At 62.1% G+C, this 22,311-nt stretch carries 17 protein-coding genes and 1 pseudogene; 4 read left to right on the top strand and 14 right to left on the bottom strand.

The window, feature by feature from the left end; translation table 11 throughout:
* Window positions 1–17: 17 nt before the first annotated feature.
* The 5 genes and pseudogenes from ACLBYA_RS19220 to ACLBYA_RS19200 form a co-directional block, all read right to left on the bottom strand.
* Window positions 18–149: a hypothetical protein gene (locus ACLBYA_RS19220; protein WP_447711027.1), complete on the bottom strand. Its 132-nt coding sequence runs from the start codon at window positions 147–149 to the stop codon at window positions 18–20.
* 43 nt (window positions 150–192) lie between these two features.
* Complete coding sequence (locus tag ACLBYA_RS19215; RefSeq protein ID WP_447711116.1) at window positions 193–1,332, bottom strand: CaiB/BaiF CoA transferase family protein; 1,140 nt, start codon at window positions 1,330–1,332, stop codon at window positions 193–195.
* 497 nt (window positions 1,333–1,829) lie between these two features.
* Entirely contained in the window at window positions 1,830–3,128 is a 1,299-nt protein-coding gene (locus ACLBYA_RS19210; RefSeq protein ID WP_447711115.1) for an exonuclease domain-containing protein, read from the bottom strand.
* Complete coding sequence (locus tag ACLBYA_RS19205) at window positions 3,037–4,557, bottom strand: DUF4236 domain-containing protein (RefSeq protein WP_447711026.1); 1,521 nt, start codon at window positions 4,555–4,557, stop codon at window positions 3,037–3,039. Before ACLBYA_RS19205 ends, ACLBYA_RS19210 begins: the two co-directional genes overlap by 92 nt.
* 614 nt (window positions 4,558–5,171) lie before the next feature.
* Window positions 5,172–5,273: pseudogene (locus ACLBYA_RS19200) on the bottom strand (excalibur calcium-binding domain-containing protein); the annotation flags it as partial.
* Window positions 5,274–5,599: 326 nt separating this feature from the next.
* On the opposite strand from ACLBYA_RS19200, the gene ACLBYA_RS19195 reads away from it, so the two are divergent.
* The 4 genes from ACLBYA_RS19195 to ACLBYA_RS19180 all read left to right on the top strand — a co-directional run bounded on the left by ACLBYA_RS19195 (window position 5,600) and on the right by ACLBYA_RS19180 (window position 13,025).
* Window positions 5,600–7,456: a serine/threonine-protein kinase PknH/PknJ gene (locus ACLBYA_RS19195; RefSeq protein WP_447711025.1), complete on the top strand. Its 1,857-nt coding sequence runs from the start codon at window positions 5,600–5,602 to the stop codon at window positions 7,454–7,456.
* A 141-nt stretch (window positions 7,457–7,597) separates the two neighbouring features.
* A complete protein-coding gene (locus ACLBYA_RS19190; protein WP_447711024.1) occupies window positions 7,598–10,621 on the top strand; it encodes a DEAD/DEAH box helicase in 3,024 nt (1,007 codons plus the stop codon).
* A 332-nt stretch (window positions 10,622–10,953) separates the two neighbouring features.
* Complete coding sequence (locus tag ACLBYA_RS19185; protein ID WP_447711023.1) at window positions 10,954–12,225, top strand: hypothetical protein; 1,272 nt, start codon at window positions 10,954–10,956, stop codon at window positions 12,223–12,225.
* 188 nt (window positions 12,226–12,413) lie between these two features.
* Window positions 12,414–13,025 (top strand): hypothetical protein, encoded by a 612-nt coding sequence (locus ACLBYA_RS19180; RefSeq protein ID WP_447711022.1) that lies wholly within the window; start codon window positions 12,414–12,416, stop codon window positions 13,023–13,025.
* A 464-nt stretch (window positions 13,026–13,489) separates the two neighbouring features.
* Here ACLBYA_RS19180 and ACLBYA_RS19175 read toward each other — a convergent pair whose 3' ends face one another.
* The 9 genes from ACLBYA_RS19175 to ACLBYA_RS19135 all read right to left on the bottom strand — a co-directional run bounded on the left by ACLBYA_RS19175 (window position 13,490) and on the right by ACLBYA_RS19135 (window position 22,281).
* Complete coding sequence (locus ACLBYA_RS19175; protein WP_447711021.1) at window positions 13,490–14,017, bottom strand: SHOCT domain-containing protein; 528 nt, start codon at window positions 14,015–14,017, stop codon at window positions 13,490–13,492.
* Window positions 14,018–14,340: 323 nt separating this feature from the next.
* Window positions 14,341–16,059, bottom strand: a complete 1,719-nt coding sequence (locus ACLBYA_RS19170) for a recombinase family protein (RefSeq protein WP_447711020.1) — start codon at window positions 16,057–16,059, stop codon at window positions 14,341–14,343.
* A gap of 2 nt (window positions 16,060–16,061) precedes the next feature.
* The gene (locus tag ACLBYA_RS19165; RefSeq protein WP_447711019.1) at window positions 16,062–16,502 is read right to left on the bottom strand and encodes a helix-turn-helix domain-containing protein; all 441 of its coding nucleotides are present in this window, start codon (window positions 16,500–16,502) and stop codon (window positions 16,062–16,064) included.
* Window positions 16,503–16,656: 154 nt separating this feature from the next.
* Window positions 16,657–17,274: an antirestriction protein ArdA gene (locus tag ACLBYA_RS19160; protein WP_447711018.1), complete on the bottom strand. Its 618-nt coding sequence runs from the start codon at window positions 17,272–17,274 to the stop codon at window positions 16,657–16,659.
* 137 nt (window positions 17,275–17,411) lie between these two features.
* Window positions 17,412–17,738, bottom strand: coding sequence for a hypothetical protein (locus tag ACLBYA_RS19155; RefSeq protein ID WP_447711017.1), 327 nt, complete (start codon window positions 17,736–17,738; stop codon window positions 17,412–17,414).
* Window positions 17,739–17,824: 86 nt separating this feature from the next.
* Window positions 17,825–18,862: a DNA-methyltransferase gene (locus tag ACLBYA_RS19150; RefSeq protein WP_447711016.1), complete on the bottom strand. Its 1,038-nt coding sequence runs from the start codon at window positions 18,860–18,862 to the stop codon at window positions 17,825–17,827.
* Entirely contained in the window at window positions 18,859–19,857 is a 999-nt protein-coding gene (locus ACLBYA_RS19145) for a replication-relaxation family protein (protein ID WP_447711015.1), read from the bottom strand. Before ACLBYA_RS19145 ends, ACLBYA_RS19150 begins: the two co-directional genes overlap by 4 nt.
* The gene (locus ACLBYA_RS19140) at window positions 19,854–22,049 is read right to left on the bottom strand and encodes a type IV secretory system conjugative DNA transfer family protein (RefSeq protein WP_447711014.1); all 2,196 of its coding nucleotides are present in this window, start codon (window positions 22,047–22,049) and stop codon (window positions 19,854–19,856) included. The genes ACLBYA_RS19145 and ACLBYA_RS19140 overlap by 4 nt, the downstream gene beginning before the upstream one ends.
* On the bottom strand, window positions 22,042–22,281 hold the full coding sequence (locus ACLBYA_RS19135) for a hypothetical protein (protein ID WP_447711013.1): 240 nt from the start codon (window positions 22,279–22,281) through the stop codon (window positions 22,042–22,044). Before ACLBYA_RS19135 ends, ACLBYA_RS19140 begins: the two co-directional genes overlap by 8 nt.
* Window positions 22,282–22,311: the final 30 nt, after the last annotated feature.

The following is a 22,311-nucleotide window of genomic DNA, read 5'->3' as shown; positions in this document are numbered from 1 at the left end:
GTTCATCGCGTCGCCGATCACTCATCGGCGAGAGCCGCGATCAGCTGTGACGACACTACGATGCTGCGTACCTCCGGATCGAGCTGGCACAGTGCAACGGCGTCCTGCAACTCCTCGATGTTGACTGCCGTGCCGTGTGGCTGGAGCACAGCGACACCGTGCCGATCGATTCGGACCTCCACCGACCGGCCTTCACACCTGGATGGCTGAGCCATTTTCCAGCAGTTCTTCCGCGTTCTCGACCCCGAACTGAGCGAGTATTTCGCGGCTGTGCAAACCCGGTGCCGGTGGGGTCCGGATCGGGTCCGCGGTGCTGCGGGAGAAGCGCGGCGCAACTCCGGGCTGCAGGGTTCCGTCGTGCTCGATGACGCTTCCTCTCGACGCGACGTGCGGATTGTCCTGAGCCTCGCGGAGAGAGACGACAGGGGATACGCAGGCGTCGGTGGATGCGAACTCGGTGACCCAGTGGGCGAGTGGTTGCGCGGCAAAAGTCTGTGTGAAGAGTCGTCGCATCTCGGGCCAGGTGACGCGATCGTTCTGCAGGGCCGGGTCCAGATCGAGTTTCAGTCCGGCGAGAAGGGCTTTGTAGAAACGACTCTCAAGCGCACCGACTGCCACGTACCGAAGGTCGGACGTCGCGTAGATGCTATAGAAAGGAGCGCCGCCGTCGAGCATGTTGACACCGCGCTCGTCCTTCCAGGTGCCGGTCGCCAGCAACGCGTGGGTCCCGGCGAGCAGGTGAGCGACCCCGTCGACGATGGCCGCATCGACGACCTGCCCCAGGCCGCTGGCGTCCGCTTCGCGCAGTGCCGCCAGGATTCCGATGACGAGATATGTTCCACCGCCACCGAAATCGCCCACCATGTTCAAGGGAATCTGAGGTGGGCCACCGTGTTCCCCGATCGCGCCGAGCGCCCCGGTGATGGCGATGTAGTTCAGATCGTGGCCGGCGGTCTGGGCGAACGGCCCTGTCTGCCCCCAACCGGTCATTCGGGCATAAACCAACTTGGGATTGTGTGCCCGACAGTGGTCGGGTCCCAGGCCGAGGCGTTCGGTGACGCCCGGTCGGAAGCCTTCGATCAGCACATCGGTATGGGCGACCATAGCGAGCAACGCATCGACCGCCTCGGGTCGCTTGAGGTCGAGGATCGCCGACCGCTTGCCACGATTTAGGATGTCCTGTTGCGGATCACCGGGAAATAGTTCGCCGGAGCCCTGCCGGTCGATGCGGATCACATCGGCGCCCAGATCGGCAAGGAACATTCCGGCGAACGGTCCGGGTCCGATACCGCCGAGTTCGATCACTCGAGTTCCGCTCAATGGGCCAGGCATGGTTGGTCCTCTCGTCGCCGTAGATAAAAATTTAACACATAGTAAAAACGCTGCATACATTCGACCGGGCTGGAGTTTGAGCCCGGAAAGGGCAAGGTCGCAGTTCGAACTGACTTCTGACCGGCCGGCGCGGCGGTGCCGTCGGTGTCCGGTGGGGGAGCCACGCCAGCATGCTCTCTGCCGGTTCTAATGTGCCATGTGCATCCTTGGATTATGCGATGAATGCGCAAGCGCGGCAGGACTGTTGAACTACCGGCCAGGGGCGAGTCGCGTGATCAGTTCGCGCCCTCAGTCTCAGCGAATTCGCAGGATTCCGCGGGCTGCCGGCCTGCCCGTGCGCCGCCCCATGTACTCAAGTGATATGGAGCATCGAGGCTGAACATAGTTGGAGATCATCGGCGCAACGATGTGGGCTCGGTCGACTCTCCGTCCGACTGATCGGCTTAGGGCCGCCATGACGCGGCTCAAATCGGTTGGTACCGCGGAGCCAGTTAGTCTTACCAGGGTTGCGGTTCTGGGTCGCGGTCGAGCTCGGTGGGTCGCCAGGTTGGTCGCCAGTATGCGTCGGCTTCGTCGGCTCGGTGTTGTCGTAGTGCGGCGTGGCGGTCGAGTTCGCGTTGTCGCTCATGAGCTTTGAGCTCCGCTTCGCGGATGGCGTCATCCAGGCGAATGGCGCCATCGACGGGGGCGATGATCGGGATGCCGATTTTTCGTGCTGTGGTATGCCGGGAGTCGGTGGCGTCGGGAGTGACACTGACCATCCATTGCACGGTCTTTGTTACGTTGACCGCGAGTTTTGCGCCGTAGCTTTCGGCGCGCTCTCGTAAGTCGGTGACTTCGCTATGGTCGCCAAAGATCGCGATGCGGAGACCTTTCAGGTAGCGAGCTTCCGGAGGGGGAGAAGGTTCGGCGTAGTGTTGGATGACGTTGTCGATCTCAGTGCTCAGCTCGGATAGGCCGAGTGCGTCAGCGAGCAAGTACATTTCGCGGCGTTGCACAGGCGATAGGAGGTGCCAGTCACTCGCCTTGCTGTCGGGATAGGTCTCGTTCCATGCCGTGTGGTGCAGAGTCTTGAGCTGTGGGCCGGTCAGTCGTGTCGCTCGTGCCTGGCGGGTGAGCGCCTCGGCCTCTTCGTAGGTGAGTCGCCCGTCTTCGACGGCATCGGTGAGCAGGGCGACATATTGCCGTGCTTGTGCGGGATCGCCGGTGCGCGGATCGGGCGATTGGGGGAATGAGTTCAGCAGTTCGGCGACGGAGCCACGTGCCAGCGGTACGGGCCGGCAGCTGATGGGGCATTCGGTGAATGGTGTTGCTTGTGGGGCGGCCGGGCCGGCGGTGAGGTAGAGCGGTGTCGGGGAGTTGTTGAGCAGCCACAGCAGGACTTCCCGGACTGCGCGTGCGTCGCCGAGTGCGGTGTGCTTCTGGTCAGACCAGCCTCCGGTGGCTGTCTTGTACATCGCGGTGAGGCTGAAGGCGCGGCCGTCGAGTTGTCGCCGAGAGGTCTGAAATGTACACAGGGCAACGATTCTCGGCAGTGTGATCTTGGCGCGGCGTGCGGCGGTCGCGAGGAATCCCTCTTCGAATTCGCAGTTGTGCGCAACCAGAATGGTCCCGTCAATGAACGCCCGCACCTCGGGAAGGACTTGCTCGATCGATGGTGCGCCGGCCAGATCGTCGTCGTCGATCTGATGGATGGCGCGGGCCTCAGGGTCCGAGCCGGGACTCTGGATCAGCGTGGCGAACTCGTCGAGGATGGTGCCGTCGGCGCGGAACTTGACCAGCCCGATCTCCACAATCCGGTCCTTGTCCGGATCGAGGCCGGTGGTTTCCAGATCGATGGCGGTGAACGTCGCCTCGGACGCCGGGTGGGCGGTCGCGCGACGGGTGAGAACGGCGCGAGTGATCGGCGCGCTCTTGGACCGAGCGGTAGGGGGGGACAGCTGGCGCGGCGATCAGGCGTGCGACAGGTGCGACAGGTGCCGACGGGGTAGGAGTGCGCTTGGCACGTGCCGGTGAATATTGTACGGCGGGAGTCGATGTCGGACCCTGGAGCGGGGGAGCGGCAGTGATGGCGCGGGCGACCGGGGCTGCGGCGTCGGTGCGGGAGATCTGGAGTTGCCACTGCAGGCCGTGCGAGCTTGTGAGGTCGAGGGTGCCGTACCGCATGATCGGCAGCACGCGGTTGTTCTTGTACCGGCGGTCGGGGCCGCCTTTGACGTTGACGTACTGCCAGGTCTGATCGACTTGGATCGCATCGCGCGGGGTGGCGTTGCTTTCGATGAAGCGTGTGTCGCCCGCGTGCACGTTCAGGTGGGCGTAGCTGATGTCGCTGAAGCGGTTGCCGTCGCGAACGAGGATGCGGTCGGGAAGAAAGTACAGGGCCGCCTTGCCGGCAGTGATCGACGGGATGGCGATGTTGGTTGAGAGCGCCTTAGGGCCGGTGGTCGCTGCGGCGCCGTCGACGCGGTTGATGATGCGGCCGGCGCCTGAGTTCGTTTTGAATTGATGGGTGGTGGTTACGTTGCCTGCCTGCAGGACCCGCCACAGTTTCTGTGATTCGCTGAGCCAGGGCCACATGCCGACGAGGGTGTCGAACCAGGTGAAGTGCTCGTCTTCGAGGTCGTAGAACAGGATGACGGTCTTGCGGGCACGGTCGTTGAGCACCATCCAGATGCACAGCGGGGCGAGTAGCGCCCACACGATCAGCCCCCACGGCAGGCTGATCAGGCCGAGTAAGACCGTGGCGGCGGTGACCCACCATCCCCACGGGGTGCGGGAGGAGGCAGTGTTGAGCTGATCGACGACGTCGCCGCCACCGGTCGGGGCGAGTTCGACGGCGGTGGCGCCGCTGACATCCTCCATCAGGATGCCGCTGGGCTGGAAGGTCGCGGGCGTCGGCGGCGGTGCGGTGGCCGGGGTCGTCGGTCCGTTCAACGTGGTGCGGTAATAGACGCCGCCGCGACCCATGTGGACATAGTTGCCCCGCGGTCCGGTGCCGACACGAAATCCCGGTACGCCCACGCTGACCCCGACGCCGGCCTTGCTGAGATTGAACCGGAACGGCCCGGCACTCAAGCTCTTGCGGATGTAGAAACCCACTGAATCCCCCTGCGAAATAACTTCGGCAGCATCGTGCCATAGCCGTCCGACCGGCGGCGCCAAATTCTCCGCAGAAGTCAATAGTGTTTGCCAACTGGTGCTCGGTGTGTCAGCCAACCGGGTCATGCAGCTGATGAAGAGGGCTGTCGAGTCCCCTGTACCTGTCACGAAACCTCGCTCCGGTCCCATCTGCACGCGCGCAAGGATCGCAGCCTTCAGGTTCGGGCGGGAAAGCCATCCGCTCGGTGCCGGACCGCCCCTGTAAACCCGCCCGACGGTAACGCTCAGCGGTGGCTGTACCACCGTCGAAGCGTTTCGAGGAGAGTCGATTACGGGCTATAAAGTCCCCACGCCGGTTGAGGGGAGTCTGTCCATCGGTCCCCGGGTAGCCGGATCGACCCTGCCGACGCACACCAAATCTGGTAGTCGTCGGTGGATCGGGCGAAAATGTACGGCTCGACTCCTGGGCAGGGCGACCCGGTGTCGTTCACGCCACCCGGCATGGGTTGGGGATCGATCCAGTAGTACACGTAGGCCGGCGATCCGATCGGTCCGCACACCTCTTCTTGGCCCGTAGCCGGGTTGATCCGCAACTTCATCCAGTCCGTGCATGTTTCGGCGGGAGTCGCTGCGGTCCCAGCGGATGTAGAACCGGGCTCAGATGGTGCCGGCTGCGTAGCAGGAGCTGGTTGGGCAGGCACGAACGGCGCCGCCGGGACGTACCCCGATCCGGATCCGGTGTCGCATGCGATGCCGTCGCTGTCGCGATCGAGTTTCCGGCTGTAGCCGGGTTGTCCGACATAGATCGGCGCTGCGCCCGCTGCCCGTGCTTGGTCACAGTTGCTGAACGGAGCGGCATGGGTCGGTGCCGCGAACACGAGGGCTGCAGGAAACATACTCATGCACACGGCGGCTGCAGATACGCGACTTGTTCTCATGTACGCCCACCCCGTGACTACGAGACTCGACCTTCGAGCCGAGCCAGAGAGTAAATGGTCCGCGGACCAGATGGCCCTGATTTGGGTAAGCCTGTGTATCCCGGCTAGGCCACGCGCACGCGAGCAGCCCAGGACCGCCGGCTACCTGCTCGTTCGTGCCGGCTGGCCGTCTGTAGAGATTGCGCGGGAAAGTACAGGCGATTGGGCGAGGTGGCCGCTAGGCTGCCTGCATGCCGCTGGGGAACGGCCAGGTCTTTGCCGGGTACACGATCGTCCGTCAATTGGGTTCCGGCGGTATGGGTGAGGTGTACCTCGCTGAACATCCGCGGTTGCCGCGCCGCGATGCGCTGAAGCTACTTCCGCAAGCCTTCACCGCCGATAACGGCTATCGCGCTCGCTTCCACCGGGAGGCCGATCTCGCCTCCACGCTGTGGCACCCGCACATCGTGGGTGTCCGCGATCGAGGTGAGACCGACGGCCAACTGTGGATCGCGATGGACTTCGTCGACGGCGTCGACGCCGCGCAGCTGCTGACCGAACGCTATCCGAACGGCATGCCCACCGACCTCGTCGTGCGCATCGTCACGGCCGTTGCCGCAGCACTCGACCACGCCCACAAGAAGGGCCTGCTGCACCGCGACATCAAGCCCGCGAACATCATGCTCACCCACCTCGATGACGATGACGGTGAGCAACGAATCCTGCTCGCCGACTTCGGAATCGCGCGCGACATCGGTGAAGCTAGCGGTATCACCACAACGAACATGACCGTCGGCACCGTCGCCTACGCATCGCCCGAACAACTCATGGGTGAGGATCTCGACGGCCGCTCCGATCAATACGCCCTCGCAGCGACCGCCTACCACTTACTGACCGGCACCACCGTGTTCCCGCACTCCATGCCGGCCGTTGTCATCAGCCGCCACCTCAACACCGCGCCACCACCCCTATCGGCGACCCGACCCGACCTCAAGCACCTCGACCCGGTCCTGGCGGCCGCGCTGAAGAAAAATCCCGGTGACCGCTACACCAGGTGCCAAGACCTAGCCCGAGCCCTTGCCGAACCCGTCGGGGCATCCGTGCCAGCCTCAGTCGCCCCCACCCAGGCCGCCGTGCCGGTCGCGCCTCGGTACGAAGTCTCCCAGTCCGCCTCCACTCAAGAACGGCCCGCGAGTCCCGGCCCCATCGCAGCTTCTGGGGAGGGTGCGAGTTCGCGGAAACGAGGCTTGTTTGTCGCGGGGGCGGCAACGGTGGTTTTTGCTATCGCGGTCGGACTTGGTGTCTGGCAGCCTTGGAACCGCGGCACTACGGCGAACACCGCTGCAGTATCCGCTTCTCAGACAACATCTCCCACAACAACTTTGGCGCCACCTCCACCGCCGGCACCCCCGCCGCCGCCAACTTTTCCCGCCGCGTCGATCGACTCACTACTGCTGACAGCACAAGAGATCAACGATACGCTCGGCACCTACGCCACATACAGCAATCAATCCGCTCCTGCAGCTATGATGGCGATCGAAGACTCCTCGTACGGCATGTCGGACAACGCGGCACTCGTCACCCCACAGACCTGCGTCGGACTCGTCTTTGGAGCCGAGCACCGCGTGTATGCGGACACTGGTTTTGAAGAGATGCGCGACCAGACCTTCCGCCCCGAACCCTATGTGTTTGACCGCACCATCAACCCGCCCTGGATCGTGGAACAGACAGTCGTCGTCTACCCAACCGCCGAAGCAGCACAGGCCCTGTATGCCGCATCGCAGCAGCAATGGCAGTCCTGCGCCGCAGACGTTGTGACAGAAGATGTTCCGCCCGAGAACAATCGCGCATTTGAGCTCGGTACCGTTCAGAACACCGGTGACCTACTCACAGTGTCAATGGCGGCAAACAACCACAACGGAGCACAAGCCTGCCAACAGGTGGTCGGAGTACGGGAGAACGTCGTCGTAGGTGCTCGCAGCTGCGACAACATCGAAGAGACAGCGTCCACCGGGTACTCGGGAGCAGGGTGGCCGGTCAACCCCAATTGGGCCAGCGACGACGCCCGACAACTCGCACAGCTCATGCTCGACAAGGTGCAGGTCTAACATCTACATCCAGTCGTATTACGGCGCATTGCCCAGCGCAATGCCACTCTGCAGTCGGCGGGAGTCACCCGTACGTACAACAAGCAGCTCGCCCTGGCGTGTCGCAGCCCCAATGCGCGCCACTGGCCGCATAAATGAGTAGTGCCAGCGTTCTATCAGGAGCCATCAAGCGGCTTCGAGCTGTTTCGAGATGTCGACAATCCATCCTGGCGGCCGCCGCAGCGCGGCGCCTTAGGTGCATTGCTCGGCCATTGGGCTGTCCACAGGGGCAGGCCGGCGCTTGTCGCGGTTCCGACAGGCTCTGGAAAGACAGCAATCGCTCTCGCAGCTCCCTACATCGTGGGGTCTAATCGCACGCTGGTGGTGGTTCCGAATACCCAGTTGCGTGGTCAGACTGTCGAAGCTTTCGAGAAGCAAAGTGTTCTTCGCCAAATGGGCGCCTTGGCGGGGTCTGCGAATCCTCAAGTGCTGGAGGTAAAAGGACGGCTGGCGGCTTGGCATGACTGCGAAGGCGCTGATGTCGTCGTGGCGCTTCCTCAGTCGATCAGTCCCGAACACTACGACGACCTGTCGAAACCACCACGTGACCTCTTCGATCTGGTGATCGTGGACGAGGCTCACCACGCGCCTGCACCCACATGGCGTTCGATCTTGGACCATTTCGATGGAGCAAGGAAGGTGCTGCTGACAGCTACTCCTCGACGACGTGACGGCAAACGCGTCCCGGGTGACATGGTTTTTCATTACCCGCTCCGAGCCGCAATGTCTGACGGTTACTACAAACCGGTCGAGGCCCGACTGTTGGGTGTCAGTCCGTCCGCGCAACAGCGTGAGTGCGACGCACTGATACGGGACACAATCGTCAACGAGTTCAACCAGCCCGAGCATGCGTCCAGTACGTTGCTCATTCGCGCAGGGAGTCGAATGAGGGCGAAAACATTGGTTGAACTCTATGGCGAAAACGGCATCGAGGTGGTGGCCTTGACATCGGATCTGGGTGAGAAACGACGAACCCAAATCGTCGACGGCTTGAAGGAAGGCAGTATCCGGGCTGTTGCCGTTGTCGGCATGCTGGGTGAGGGATTCGACCTGCCGCGTCTTCGGTTGGCCGCCTATCACGATAAGCACAAGTCGGTCGCGTCGACTATCCAACTCATCGGCCGACTTGTCCGCAGCCATAGCGAATTCCCTCAGCCGTCGGTCTTAGTGACGGTTCGGGACGCCGACGTCTATCCGGGACTGAAGGGCGCGCTCTGGCAGCTCTATCAGGAAGACGCCGACTGGCCTTCACTGCTTCCAGGGATCATCGACGACGATGTGGCAGCTGAAGCGGCCGATAAAGCATTCGCAAGTCAGCTCGCAACCTCTCCCGCTGAACTATCGCTAGAAAGCCTCCGGCCATTGGTTCGAGGCACGGTATCTGAGATACATGACGACTGGACGCCGGCCTTTATCGACGGCGGCGTGCCCACAGGACTGCAGCCCGGCGACGAACTACGCGGGCGGCAAGTCCTTTACTCGACGGTCACCCCTGAAAACAGAACGCTCTTGCTAATCACGCAGAGCGTCCGTTCGCCGCGGTGGAACATCGATTCAGGCTTGGACGCGCCTGAGTACGCACTTCACCTGATCACGTACCTGGCAACTAGCAGTGCATCCCGTCGTCCACTCCTACTTGTGAACTCCAGCGACGGAACAGTCTTGCCCAAGGTTGTCGATGTACTGGATGCGACGAACGAACACTTGCGCCCTGCAGATCCAGAGCGACTCCAGCGAGCTTTTGACGTACTTCCGCGTCTGAGTGTGTCCAACGTCGGCGTGCGCAACACCTACGGCGGCGGTCGGGGGAGTGCGACCTACAAGACGTTTGCAGGCAGCGGAGTCGATCGCGGAATGCGAGAGGCCGACACCGCGCAAGCGGCGATCGGCCACGCGATGGCTCAGGTAGGTGACGGCGCGGGGAGCGCCGCGTACAACACAGGCTTCGCCGTAGAGAAAGCAAAGATTTGGGAATCCCGATACGTCCCCCTTCGCGAATATGACGGCGCCTTGATGGACTTCGCCGACCGATACTGGTCTTCGGCGGAAATCGTCGCGCCACTACTCCCGGCCGTTGCGAGAGGAATTCGGCTCGATAGGTTCCCAGAAGTACCTGTTGCAGCCATCGAAATGCACCCCCTGCTCTTGGCGAGCGAGTGGACCACCGAGGACGGCTTTCCCATCGGCCGGCTCGACCTTCAGCACGAGCTGGGAGGCACACAAAGCGAACACCTGACCTTCACGGCGGTGAGACCTGACAAGGGCACCACAGTCTGGACCGGATACCTCGACACCCTTGGCAACGTCCTGGACTCAGATGCACCTCTTTTGGTGCGAAGGGGACATCAGGCACCACGGTTGCTGTCGGGCCTGCTGTCGATGAATCCGCCGACGATCTACTTCCTCAACGGCCAGATAGTAAGCGGCTCAACGCTCTACGACCCACCGGCTGTACAGCGGGATCTGACGCGCTGGACTCCAACCTATCTTGATTGGGGCGCTACCAACATCGAAAAGGAGACCGACCGAAGCGCCAAGGCTGCTGCGTCTGGTGAATCGGTTCACCAGACGCTGCGTACTCACCTAAGCACGCGATCAACGACCGCACGCCGGCGCTGGGTCATCGAGAACGACGGCTCAGGGGAGATCGCCGATCTCATTGTTCTCGAGCTTCACGACAATTATGAGGTGGTGGTCGAGCTTTGGCATGCGAAGCCAGCGGGCGGCCCGAATTCATCTGTGCGAGTTGTTGATATGCAAATTGTTGTTGCTCAAGCTATCAAAAGCAGAAGGTGGCTAACAGATCGCGGAATCTGGAAAGAGATGGCCGATCGATACTCGGGCCAAAGGTCCCCAGCACTGACATTGGTTGACGGCAGCGCCAGCGAAGGTCTATTTCGGGCGGTGCTGGGTCTGATCCCGCACCATCCTGGTTGGTCGCTCGCAAACCGTCCGATACAGCCTCGCGGCCGAGTAGTGATTGCACAGCCCGGCTTGTCCTGGCCAAAGCTACAGACGAAGGTCGACCAGGGCGATCTGAGTGCTATCCAAATCCGCGACCTATTAGCAGTTTTCGATGACTCATTGGGTGCGCTGGGCGAATCGGACATCGTCTGCTCGCAGTAATTGACATTTCTGGCGTAGTGAAAGCATCGCTGCCGCGCGGGCATCTGCACTCGCGGCATAGCCGGCGGCTGCCGGCTCGGGCCCACACGGTAGGAACAGACCATGCTGCTGGTGGTACCGGATCTTCTCGCGCCAGTCTGTCCAGAGTTGCTCGGTGTGACACTTGGCGGCTGAGTAGGGCGTGGATCTGGTCGCTGTCGAAAAATGCCAGGTTTGCGGCGGGTTGTAGGGCCGCCGTAGTTGGAGCTGCTCGAGGGGTGCTTAGCGGTTCGGTCGAGCAACAGGCAGCGCCAATCCCGCCCTGACGGTGATCATGTCGTAGCGTCGAAAGTGTGGAGATCGGTACATACGCAGGCATCGCGCTTCAAGATTCTGATGGCCTTTCGCGGAACGGAGCTGTTTTTCTGCTGATTGGGAAAGCGATTGCGGATACATCGGTGACGATGGACGGCTGGACGACTCGCGTCGTCAGCGGCACGAACAAGGTAGTCACGCACGGTATCTCCGCTACAGACTGCTGGGGAGACGCCCACAGCGAAGCGTTGCGGGCTGCAAACAATGGTCTCGACTACATGTGCATGACGGGCAGATGCAGCGCTGTGATCCGAGATGACTTGGACGACTGCATCGTGTGGTGGCCGGGTGACAACAGCAACGTCACGATGAGGGTGCGGAGCGTAGTCACCCAGCAGATCCACTTCGGGCCACTGGTGCTTGAGGTACGTGACGCCGCGGGAAACCTGAGGCCTTCGCCAACGCCACCCACTCCTGCAGTCCACGACGCATTCCGCCTGATTCGGATGGCGCTCACGTCGAGGTACCTGTTCGATTCATATCGAAATATGTTCCTAGCACTCGAATCGTTGTTGAGCGACCTCCGGCCACAACAGTTGAAGCCGAACGGTCGGCCCGCCGAAACAGAGAGCGCCTGGTTCAGGGCTGCGATGACCAAGGCAGACGCACTAGTCGGCGTGGCGTCGCTTGCGCCACCTGGTACGGCAGACCCCATCGATTGGGTCTACTCCAATGTCTACAGCGCTCAAAGATCAGCGCTGATGCACGCAAAGCCTGGACGGTTCCTGCTCCCGCAGGACGACGCGACGCGTGACGAGCTGCGAGCATCCCTGGTCTTGCTGTGGCAGTACGTTCGGGACCTCGTGCAGGAACATCTCGGTGTCTCGCGAGGGGGCGGCACCCTGAGCAAGTGGGCATGGGATCAGTGCGCCGATACAATTCTTGACGCCTCAACCCTCGTCGTCAGTGACGATCCGACGCCAGTGCCGCGAGGTGGTGAAGCGGGCCGCCTACGCGCTGGTTCGACGGCCGTCCGGATCCGGACCGATGTTCGGTATACGCCGACACCTATGTTGAGGATTGCAAGAGGCGGGATCGAGGCGAAGAAGCTTCGTGGAATGACCTCGATAGGACGAACGGGCCTTCGTGCATCTCGGGCTGGAGGAACACGCGGCCTGCCGGACGGTGAGCTTGTCGTTGTTTCGGAGTTAACGGGTCCGCTGACACTCGGAAGTGCGGTAACTCGTTTCGAAGTGGAGGTTGGCCAGCGAAATATCACCGCGATGGAATTGCCGTGGTTCGTAGCTTGAACACGTGGCGTACGGCTGTGGCCCCTCCTCTATCGTCCTGTTGCATTTCGATCCCGCCCGACACGTAGGTGGTCCTTGTAACGCTGTGTCCTCCATGTTCGCGTAGCAATCCGAGTTGTGGGGCTTGTTGCGGCGGTGCGGCGTCAATATCTGGTGCGGACAGGATCAGCACCTTGGACAATCAAAATGTGGCATACGCGGATGATCCAGACGGATACAGGGAACGACTGGCTGCCAAGCTGCAACCGGATCGAATGCGCGCCACCATGGCGTTTTCAGGGCTGTACCAGCTGACGCACGAGATGATCAAGCAGATCGTGCTGGACAACGTCCGCGACTACTTCTGCATGGGGGCGATCGGCCTAGGTGACGTCATGTCGGCCGGGGAGCGGGAGCAATACCACCATGACGTCCTCCAGCTTGCGCCGAAGAATGCCTTCCGCGCATCGCTGCTGTGGCTGGTACAGATGGACGCGATCACGAACGAACGTGCCGACCGGCTCGACGACGTGTACGCCCACCGTCACGACCTGGCACACGAGTTGATGAAATACATCGTCGATCCTGATCACGAGCCGGACGTTGAACTCCTTGCTGAGGCCATCTCAATCCTGCGAGACCTCCACCGCTTCTGGATCCAGGTGGAACTTGGCATTGGCAGCTTCGATCACGTCGCGAACATCGACGACGTCGATCCTGAGGAGATCGTCCCCTTGTCGATGATGGTGCTGCAGCAGTGCTTGGACGCTTATATCGACGGGCTAGTTGGCTCGCGACCGGAGCAAAAGTCGGATGCGTGAATGGCTATCTCTGTACACATCACGATTCTTCGTCGATAGATGAACACGGCAAGTAGGAACTACGACTCGTGCTCGAAGCAATCGCGGTTGCTGTAGGCGTGGTGTGAACAGCGCGTTGTGCTCTGGCCTTGTATTTTGGTCGGTTCGGAGGGCTCGATGCGAGAAATTCATCAGTTCGAGAGGTCGCCGGAAGCGGTAGCTAGATCTTTTCGGAGCAGACTCGAAAATTGTACGTCGACCTATCCAATCGCTATTCACGTCAACATCGGAATGCGGTCAATTATGTCCGAACCTAGCGGTGCGATACCGCCGCGATAAGCGCATAGAACGGGCGGTGGGTGTGCGAGCGGCGACTGCCGTCCCGGTGTCGCTCTTGCGAGTGCTGAGCATCCACGGTTTCCGCGTCAAAGTGCCTGCTGGATCGAAGGCTTGAGGCGTCGCTACTCGGCTGCCTGCGCTGCGGGTCAGCTGAGGAGTTTGCGCTTGGCGGTTTCGAACTCTTCGGGGGTCAACGCACCCGTATCGCGTAAAGCTGCGAGTTTGGAGAGCTCTTCCACCCACGATGTGGGCGGAGCGGCGGAACTGGCAATGGGCTGCGATTGATGGACAGTGGACCCGAACCTTGGATGGGCACGCAGCACCTGTTCGATCTTCGCGGCGGTTCCATGATTTACCGCGACCTCTGCGAGTGTCGTTCCTGAGCCCTGCACAACGAACACCTGTTGCAGCGCTGACGCGTCGAGTCGTTTCTTGTCGTCGCGGGTCACTTTGCGGGCTGAGAACCCGGTGATGTCGGCGACTGTCACGCGGAACGCTGGAATCAGTTTGCCCGTCTGGCGGTATTCGACGCTGTCGCCGTAGTCGATCACGCTCCCATTGCCGAACCCGAGCCCGATCGAGTTGCCCGCTTCTTGTGCCACGTCATCCCCTTCCACAAACCGGTAGTAGGTAAGGGTATCGACGAGCCCGAATGGGAAGCGGAGATTGCTCACCCTCCCGCAAACCGCACCTGCGTTCATTGCGCCCAGTAGGTGCGTGTCATCGATCAATGGTCAGGCGGCTCACGAGACGGCTACGGCAAACATTCCGAGGTGGATGTGCTGCAAGCAATTCAAGATTCGCCGATTAAACGTTGTCGGCCTAGCTCCGAACGTCACGTCTGCTTCTTCGGAAACCTGCACAGTGTCCCAAGAGTGTCCCAAGACGTGTTCGAACAGCCCAGACGTGGCGAGACGCCTGAGACGCCAAATGACTTCTGAAATGCACAGATGAGACGCAGTGAGGCACCGCTACACAGACTTGAGCTCCCTGGGGGTCAAGTGGTCGCAGGTTCAAATCCTGTCAGCCCGACCAGAACGTTCTTACTCGAACCAGTGTCCGAAAAGACACTGGCCAAGGTGAGTAAGTCCGTTCCAGTACAACGAAGAACCCCTGTTTGACGGGGGTTCTTTTTGTGTTGGAGGCTGGTTTCACCTGCAATAGCGCGGCTGGCTGACTGTTGGACGAATACGTCCTTAGCTGCTTGAAGATCGGCGAAGAGCGGCGTCAATGGGCTGTCGACGATCTCAGTGTCATCGATGTACAGACGCTCGTAGAACGTTTGGTTGAGGTGCCGACGGACATCGTCCGGGACAGATGCGTAGAGCACTTCCGGATCTTCAACCAAGTGCAGTGCGTCGCGAAGCACTGCCGCTCCAAGCGAAAGCTCCTCGCCGGTGCTTGTCAGGCTGGCTTCGATGTTGGCCCGTTCGACCCTCAATGCGTTGAGTTTGGTCCGTATTTTGTCGCGTGGCATGTCGCCGTCAGCTGCCAGGTCAATGAGACGCGATTCTTTCGTTTCGATCTGTTTGAGCCGTCGTGTCAGGCTCGCGTGCAGGTCCCGAGTGCTCGCCTGTGAGTCAGTCACGGTCTCCTCCAGCCGGCGGTGCACGTCATGGATGAAGTTGTCGGGTAGCTGAAGGGTCGCGTAGTGGGCGGCGACGGCCTTCTCGACCAGCTCGACGCGAAGGTGCGGCAGGTCGCACAGCTTGTCCTGGCGTCCCCGACACGCGAAATAGGCGTACACGCCGCCATTGCCCTTCGTCTGGGTGTAGATCATTCGCGACGTGCGGCCTGCTGCGTGGCAGCGTTGGCAGTACAGCATCCCTTTGAGGTAGTGCTGATGGATTCGGTCGCGCTGGCCTCGCGCGCTGCGCGCGTCGAGCACTTCTTGGACGCGGTCGAATAGCGCTTGAGTCACGATCGGTTCGTGGCGCCCGGGGTACATTTCGCCCTTGTAGACGACGAAACCTGCGTAGTAGGGGTCGCTGAGCATTCGATGCAGTTTGGATGCCGATACTGGCGTGCCTTTGGGGGATCGCTTCGTCGGACGGGCAGTGAGGCCAAGGTCCGCCATGGTGGCTTCGAGCCGGTCGACCGAGAACTCACCGGTTGCGTAGAGCTCCCATGCCTTTTTCACGAGCGGCGCTCTCTCGGTGTCGAGGGCGATAGTGTTGACCTGCCGCCCCTCGAAATCTATCCGGACGTTCTTGTAGCCGAGTTTGGCCAGTGAGACGGTGCCGCCAGCTTTAGCTTTATTGCCCATCTTGGTCGACACGTCGAGACCCTGCAGAGTGTTCTGTAGGCCGTTCATGATGTCGAGCATGCCTTCCATGGCGACGGCGGTTGGACCTTCGCCGAAATCCTCTTTAGCGGATACCAGCCGCACCCCGAGAGTCTTGAGCTGTGTCTGGACGATCGCCGCGTCGAAGTGGTTCCTGAAGGCGCGCGAACGCATATAGACGATGACGTAGTCGATGTCGCGGTTCTCGTGGAGATATGCGAGAAGCTCTTTGAAAACCGGACGCTCATCGAGAGTCTTTGCGGACTGACCGGGTTCGATGAACTCACGGTCGATGGACGCTGACAGTGCTGCAGCCTTACCTTCGGTCACTTCACGCTGAGTGGTGATCGAATTTCCGTCGGCATCAATGTCTATCGCTGTGTAGAGCTGCCTCTTGGTCGACACGCGCAAGTATGTGACTGCCGTTGCCATGATTAGCTCTCCTTCTGGGCGCTCGGTCGATGATCTTCATGGTCGCTACACCATGGACAGATGCGCGGAGCGGCGGTGTTGTGCCGGTGGCCCGCGCTGTGGCTGTAGGCGTGCAGGATCTGCTCGACATGTTGCTGAATGTGCTTGGAGACCGGTTCGGGCAGATCTGGGTACTTGACGTCGAGATACGCTCCGAGAGAAGGAAGTTCATCAGCGGTCAGCCAGCCGACAGTTGCGAACAAGTCCATCGCGGGAATGCCCAGGACAGAGCCGATCGCAATGAGGCTCTCTGCTCGGGGCTTGCCGATCTGCCCTTGTTCGATCCGCCATGCGGTCCCAGGGTCAACGTCCGCGCGTCGGGCGACTTCGTTGACGCTGAGGTGCAGCTCGGTGCGCTTGATTTTAAGCAGGTTGATGAGTTTGACCGTTTGTTCCGGTGTCATAAGAATTGTCTCCCCTTGTATGTTTAATTGTACAAGGAAATATTGAACGAATTCAATAGAATTCGACAATTCCACAACGCAAATTAATGGCCGATAATGGACGGCTATTGTAATCTTGAGAAATATCTCTGTTGCCGCGCTACCGCAGGTCTCGTTAGTGATCGGTGCGGAATATCCAGAGTCCGCCGCTCGGGTCGGGCACGATGGCGATAGCACCGGAGTGTTCCATGTCACGGGCGATGGCGGCGTAGTCGATCCGGGTGTAGCTCCGCAGATTCTCCGGAAGTTTTTCGAGTTCGGCCTCGTAGCCGAGATCGTCGGCCATCTGCTCGACGTAGTCGGTGACCGACTCGAAGTGGCCGAGATAGGACTCGCGGAAGCCGTCGATGTCAAAGCTGGCTTCTTCGCCGTCAAAGACGTCTGCCCACGCTGCGTATGCGAAGCCGTGTTCAGCGATGCCTCTTGCGATCTGCGATATCTGCTCGACAGAGTCGTATTCGTTGACCTTCCAGGCGCCGAATTGTTCATAGTCGTGGATGGCCCATTCTTCGGCGGCTGGTTCGAGTGAGCTGGCCAGGATGGCGTTGATATCGGCGTAGATCTCGTCGGGGTCGCGAGCGGCGTCCATCCATTTGCCGTGGAGTCGACCGTTGTTGTAGTCGGCCAGGCTGGCGACGTAGATCGCTGGTGACGGTTTAGGTTCCGTCTCATGCCGATGTTCGGCGTCTGATTGCAGCTCGGGTGTTGTTGGTTCGTGGTGGGTTTCATTCATTCTCACCTCCTCTCTTGTTTTGTTCGTGGGTTGATGGGGCCGGTCGGGAAACAGAGAGCACGGTGGCTCGATCTGCTTCCCGCCGGCCCCGTGGGTGCGCCGCTAAGGTCGCTGGCGCCGTTGTCCTACGGGCACGTTCATGTGTCCGATGGGGTGTCGCCTCCTCCCTTCGCGGTCCGGCGTTGCCGGGTCGTGGGTTCGCCGCCGTCGGCGAACAGAGTGGCGATGGCCTGCTGGCGGGCTGCTGCTTCGCGTTCGATTTCGGCGCGAGCTTCGGCTGCCTTGCTGGCCAGTTCCGGATCGTCCTTAGCCGCCGCGATGTGCGTGGCGATGGCGATCTGGATTTCATCGGTGATAGTGCCGTCGCGCAGCTGGGCGATGAAGCTCAGCTGGGCGTGGACATCGGGCTTGAGCCGGATACCAAGGGTTTTGACGCCTTTGGTGGGCTCGTCGGGTGTGGACATTGCGACCTCCTCGGTGCGCTGCGGCCGGTAACCACGGGCTGTGGTTACGGTGACGGCCGCATGACACCGACGAGGCAGCCGCGGCCTTATGCGGCTGCCCTATCAGGTTCGGCCGGTGGTGCGTTCGTACCGGCGGTGGCGATGCGCTCCCGCGCGGCCTGGGCGAAGTCGGGGTTGAGTTCGATGCCGAGCCAGTCTCTTCCGAGCTTGTCAGCGGCGACGGCGGTCGTGCCGCTGCCCATGAACGGATCGAGTACCAGTCCGGGCTCGGCGGACGCGTCGCAGGTGCATGTCGGTGCCAGAGCCCCTCGGACTGCCGCACCGCCAAGTCGCCGGATGACGCGGCGTGACCATGGCAGACGGCACGCGGTGCACCGGCTTTCTGGGCAGCCGGCGGCGATCATCCGGTCGGCCAGCGCCAGGGGATAGATGGCGTGGTGGGCACTGCGGTAGCCGCCTGGGGTGATCGTCCAGACATCACCGGGATTCTTGCCAAGCGGATGCCCCACCTGCCCTGTGGCTTTCAGCGCTGCCAGACCGGTGACGGTGTCGCTATTGGGGCCACGCCAGGCTTCCTTTCGGCCAGCTGTATTGCTCGCTCCGCTGCCTGTCTTACGGGAGGAGACGTGCGGCACCCGGATGGCGTCAAGGTCGAAGAAGTACCGCGGCTGTCGGGTCAGCACGTAGATGACCTCGTAGGTGGTGTTGAGCCGATCAGGGATGCTGGTTGGCATCGGATTCGGCTTGGCCCAGACGATCTTGTTGCGGATGGTCCAGCCGCCCTGCTGCAGACGTAACGCGAGTCGTTCGGGGGCCATCAGCAGGCTCTTGGGCGGTGCACCCTGGGACGGATGCGTTGAGTAGGTGTCGCCGACGTTGAGCCAATACGTGCCGGTCGGGACGAGAATGCGAGCGACTTGGGCACTGATCGCTGTCAGCTGCTCAACCCACTGATCGACGTGGGATTCGAGGCCGAGTTGGCCGTCCGTGCCGTAGTCGCGCAGCGAGAAGTACGGCGGGCTCGTGATCACGCAGTCGACCGATGCGTCCGGCAACCGCGACAGCTTTGTGAGAGCGTCGCCGACGATGATGTGGTTGCGCCGCAGCGCGGTTGGCCGACTCATCGACCACCTCCAAGGATGACCGCCAGCACACTGTCTGGGGCGACGACGCGGAATAGCGCGCTCGGAAGTCGCGGATCGCGGGCGATCGCATCGGTGAGCAGGTCGCGGCGCCTCTGGGCCTTTGCCGGGTCAGCGTGTGCCAGCGACCATACGACCAGCGGAAATGCGCCGTGGCGGTCCTGTTCGATGCCGGTCTGTCGGTAGGCCTCGTACTCGCGGCACTTGGTGAGCAGCGTGGGGATGTGCTCGGTGCCGAGGTCGACTTCGAGGAACCACGCTCGCACCATGTCACCGCCGCCGTGCGGCGCAGTTTCGGCGAACAGGTCGGGTTTGAGGATGCGCCGTGCTGCGCCGATGCCGGTGTAGCGCCGCCACGTCGCGGGTTCGACGGCGCTATCGATGAGTTCGATGTCCTTATTGCGGTCGGCCACCACGAGCGCAATGTGGGCATCGGCGACCGCCAGCCGGTGGGCCAGGAATCGGGCTGAGGGTTCGTAGCGCAACCGTGCACCGCGCCGCACGGGTCGGTCCAGGATCCGGTCCCCGGCAACGCCGACGTGGTAGATCAGGCCCTGGGATCCGGAGCGGATACCGCCGATGCGACGGTCGAGCACATCGAGGACCCGGAGCCCACGCAGTCGGGCTAGGACGCGCCGGGTGATCCGGCCGCGCGCGGTCGCCGCGATGGCATCGAAATGCAGGGTTTCGAGGTGTCCGACGGTCAGGAATTGATGGTCGTCGACCGAACGCAGGATGGCGCGATCACGGTCGGAGAGATGGCTGTTGATGACATAGATGGCGGATGCGGAGATTCGTTGGTCGGGGGTGCGTTTGGCGGCTGCTGTGGTGCCCCGTGGGGCACCACTATTCCCTGACGGTAATCCGGCGGATTGCCCGTCGACCGGCGGTGACGGCGGCCGGGTGGTCGACGCGGTCGGACCATCGATCGGACCAGCCGGACCGCCGCCAGGCCAACCGTTAATCGGGCGATTCATGGTTGCCTCCTGCGCCGGGGGCCGCCGATGTCGGCGGTGTTGTCGCTACCCGTGGCGCCCTCGATGAGCGCGGCGAAGCCGGCTTCGATATCGGCGATCGGCTGGCCATAGCGCTCGCGACTGAGGCGGCGGATCTCAGCGGGGCCACAGCTGGGTGCGGGTGCGGGTTTGGTGACCCCGGATGCCCAGGGCTGCACTGCGTTGTCGCGGACGAGGCTGGCGTAGACGTGATGCGCTGGCAGCTTCGTGAAGTCCTCGACGGTGAGTACGGATTGGCCGGCGGTCATCTCCTTGGCATCACCGGCCTGCAATTGGAAGCAGACACGCGAGCGGGCGTTGTTGCGGAAAGCCTCGAGCATCGAAGGTGGCAACTGCTTTTCGTATTGATGCGCCAGATGGAAGCCCGCACCGAGACTGCGGGCAGTGGCCAGCGCGTCACCAAGGTCGGTGGGTAGACGTAGGTAGTCCTGGACCTCGTCGATGTAAACCATGACCGGTTCGCGAGACTTCTCGGGGGTTCCGGCGCGTTCCCGGATGGCCTGCCACAGTTCGGCGACCACGAGCGCACCAAGCAGCTGGGCGTTCTCCGGCCCGATGACACCCTTCTGTAAGGGCACCAGTAACACTTTCTTCTCGCGAAGGACCTGGCGGACGTTGAACTTCGGATGCTGCTGCGCGAGTACATCTCGCAGAGGTTTGCTCAGCAGCGGTCGCAGCTTGTTGCTCAGTGGGGCGATGGTGGTGGCGGTAGCTTCGGGGGACAGGCTGTCGAACCACTGCCAGAAGGGTCCGGCGGCAAATGGATCGGACTGCATCACTCCGCGCGTGAGGCGGCGGCGAAAGCCCGGATTGGTCAACAGCAGGGGGAGTTGTACGAGCGTGGCGTCATCGCGGCGGGCCAACAGATCGAGGCAGTTGCGCAGGATGTCGGCCGACCTGGGGCCGAGGCTGTCACCCCAAATGGCCCGGAACGTGCCGAACAGGCTGTCGGCAACGACCTCTGGGGAACGGCCGTTCCGGTGGGAGGCATCGAGTGGGTTGATGCCGACTGGTGCTTGGTCGAACGGATCGAGCACGACCACATCGTCGCGACGCTTTTCGGGGATGCGCGCCAGTAGGTCGGCGATCAGATCCTTCGGTTCGATAACCACGATCGGCCGGTCGGCTTCCAAATCTTGGAGGATGAGGTTCAGCAGCAGCGTGGACTTGCCTACCCCATTGGGACCGATGACCCAGGTGTGGCGCATGGCGTCGGTGGGGTCGTAGCCGATGGTGCCGCCTGCACCGGGGGCTGCGGCGTCGGCGACCACGCGGGTACCGGATTGCAGCGCGGTGCTGGGTCGCACTGGTCGCGGATGCAGCGGCGGCTGACCCGGAAAGTGTTCGTCTTTGTCGGCGATCGGCCACCCACTGAGACGGGCAATCTCGGTGACCGTCAGCTTCTGCGATGGGGTGAACACCGACCAGGACGCGCGCGGGGTGTTCATTCGCTCGGGCTTCTCGTTCTTCACCGTGACCCGCACGTCGGGGGATTCAGCGGTCCCGATGGCCGATGCCAGGCTGAGCAGCAAGCTGCGACGGCGTTCGGCGGTCGCAGCGTGGACGCCGAGGCGCACTGCGGCGGTGAAGGCGTGCTGCCCGAGCTTGTGCGCCAACGCTTGCCGGGCACCGGGGCGGGTATCGGTCTGGATGCCGTGCAGCAACTTGGAGACAACCAACTGGTTGTCCCGCTTCGCTTCTTGCGGCGGGGCTTTCGGGTGATGGCGCGGGCCGAGCACGATCTGGATGGTGAGGCGCTCGCCTTTTCGGGCGGCAGTCAGGGCATGCAGAATGGAGCGTTGTGATGCCACCGCGTCAGCAGGCTCAAGCTGGCGGGCTGTCGTGCTCAACTGGATGCGCCGGGCCGTGGCCACGTGGTCGCGATCGGCAGCTTCGAAGCTGGTGACGATGGCGCCATCGACCAACTGCTCGACGGCACGGCGAACGGCGCCGTGGTGCCGGAGCTGGCAGCCGAGAAGGTACTCCACGCCTCGATCGTCGGCACGGGCTTCCAGGATGAGCTGCGGGGCATGGGTTCGGGCGGCGAAGTATCGCAGCAGCCCAAGCGCGGTTGCTTCCGGCAGCGGTTGCGGCCAGAACAGCTGCAACCACACCAGCGATCCCGCTGACACGGAGGCACCAGAATCAGTCATCGGCCGGCTCCGAGGGCTTGGCGCTCGGTGTTACGGCCGCGTCGATGCCAGTGAGCGCTTGGCGTGCGTCGGCTTGTGCTTCGGCGTCGCGCAGCGCCATGGTGATGACTGCCCGGCTCAGCTTTCGCAGATCTGGTGGGTCGCGGCGCACGCTGCGCACGACAATCTGGCGTTCGGGTTTGGGTGTGCCGCGTGAACCGCGGCGGTAGTTGGGGCGTCCTGTTTTAGACATAGTTATCCTCCATTCGGAATTAGTGCTAAA

The sequence above is a fragment of the Mycobacterium sp. C31M genome, assembly GCF_053345865.1.
Note: the sequence above shows the minus strand (reverse complement) of the source record. Positions and strands in the feature narration are given on the sequence as shown.

What these genes read in the sequence shown, in the direction of transcription:
- ACLBYA_RS19150 (WP_447711016.1), bottom strand. Translation starts at nt 18,862, where the DNA reads ATGAGTCGGCCAACCGCGCTGCGGCGCAACCACATCATCGTCGGCGAC.
- ACLBYA_RS19195 (WP_447711025.1), top strand. Translation starts at nt 5,600, where the DNA reads ATGCCGCTGGGGAACGGCCAGGTCTTTGCCGGGTACACGATCGTCCGT.
- ACLBYA_RS19135 (WP_447711013.1), bottom strand. Translation starts at nt 22,281, where the DNA reads ATGTCTAAAACAGGACGCCCCAACTACCGCCGCGGTTCACGCGGCACA.
- ACLBYA_RS19215 (WP_447711116.1), bottom strand. Translation starts at nt 1,332, where the DNA reads ATGCCTGGCCCATTGAGCGGAACTCGAGTGATCGAACTCGGCGGTATC.
- ACLBYA_RS19145 (WP_447711015.1), bottom strand. Translation starts at nt 19,857, where the DNA reads ATGAATCGCCCGATTAACGGTTGGCCTGGCGGCGGTCCGGCTGGTCCG.
- ACLBYA_RS19160 (WP_447711018.1), bottom strand. Translation starts at nt 17,274, where the DNA reads ATGAATGAAACCCACCACGAACCAACAACACCCGAGCTGCAATCAGAC.
- ACLBYA_RS19170 (WP_447711020.1), bottom strand. Translation starts at nt 16,059, where the DNA reads ATGGCAACGGCAGTCACATACTTGCGCGTGTCGACCAAGAGGCAGCTC.
- ACLBYA_RS19205 (WP_447711026.1), bottom strand. Translation starts at nt 4,557, where the DNA reads ATGACCCGGTTGGCTGACACACCGAGCACCAGTTGGCAAACACTATTG.
- ACLBYA_RS19155 (WP_447711017.1), bottom strand. Translation starts at nt 17,738, where the DNA reads ATGTCCACACCCGACGAGCCCACCAAAGGCGTCAAAACCCTTGGTATC.
- ACLBYA_RS19165 (WP_447711019.1), bottom strand. Translation starts at nt 16,502, where the DNA reads ATGACACCGGAACAAACGGTCAAACTCATCAACCTGCTTAAAATCAAG.
- ACLBYA_RS19140 (WP_447711014.1), bottom strand. Translation starts at nt 22,049, where the DNA reads ATGACTGATTCTGGTGCCTCCGTGTCAGCGGGATCGCTGGTGTGGTTG.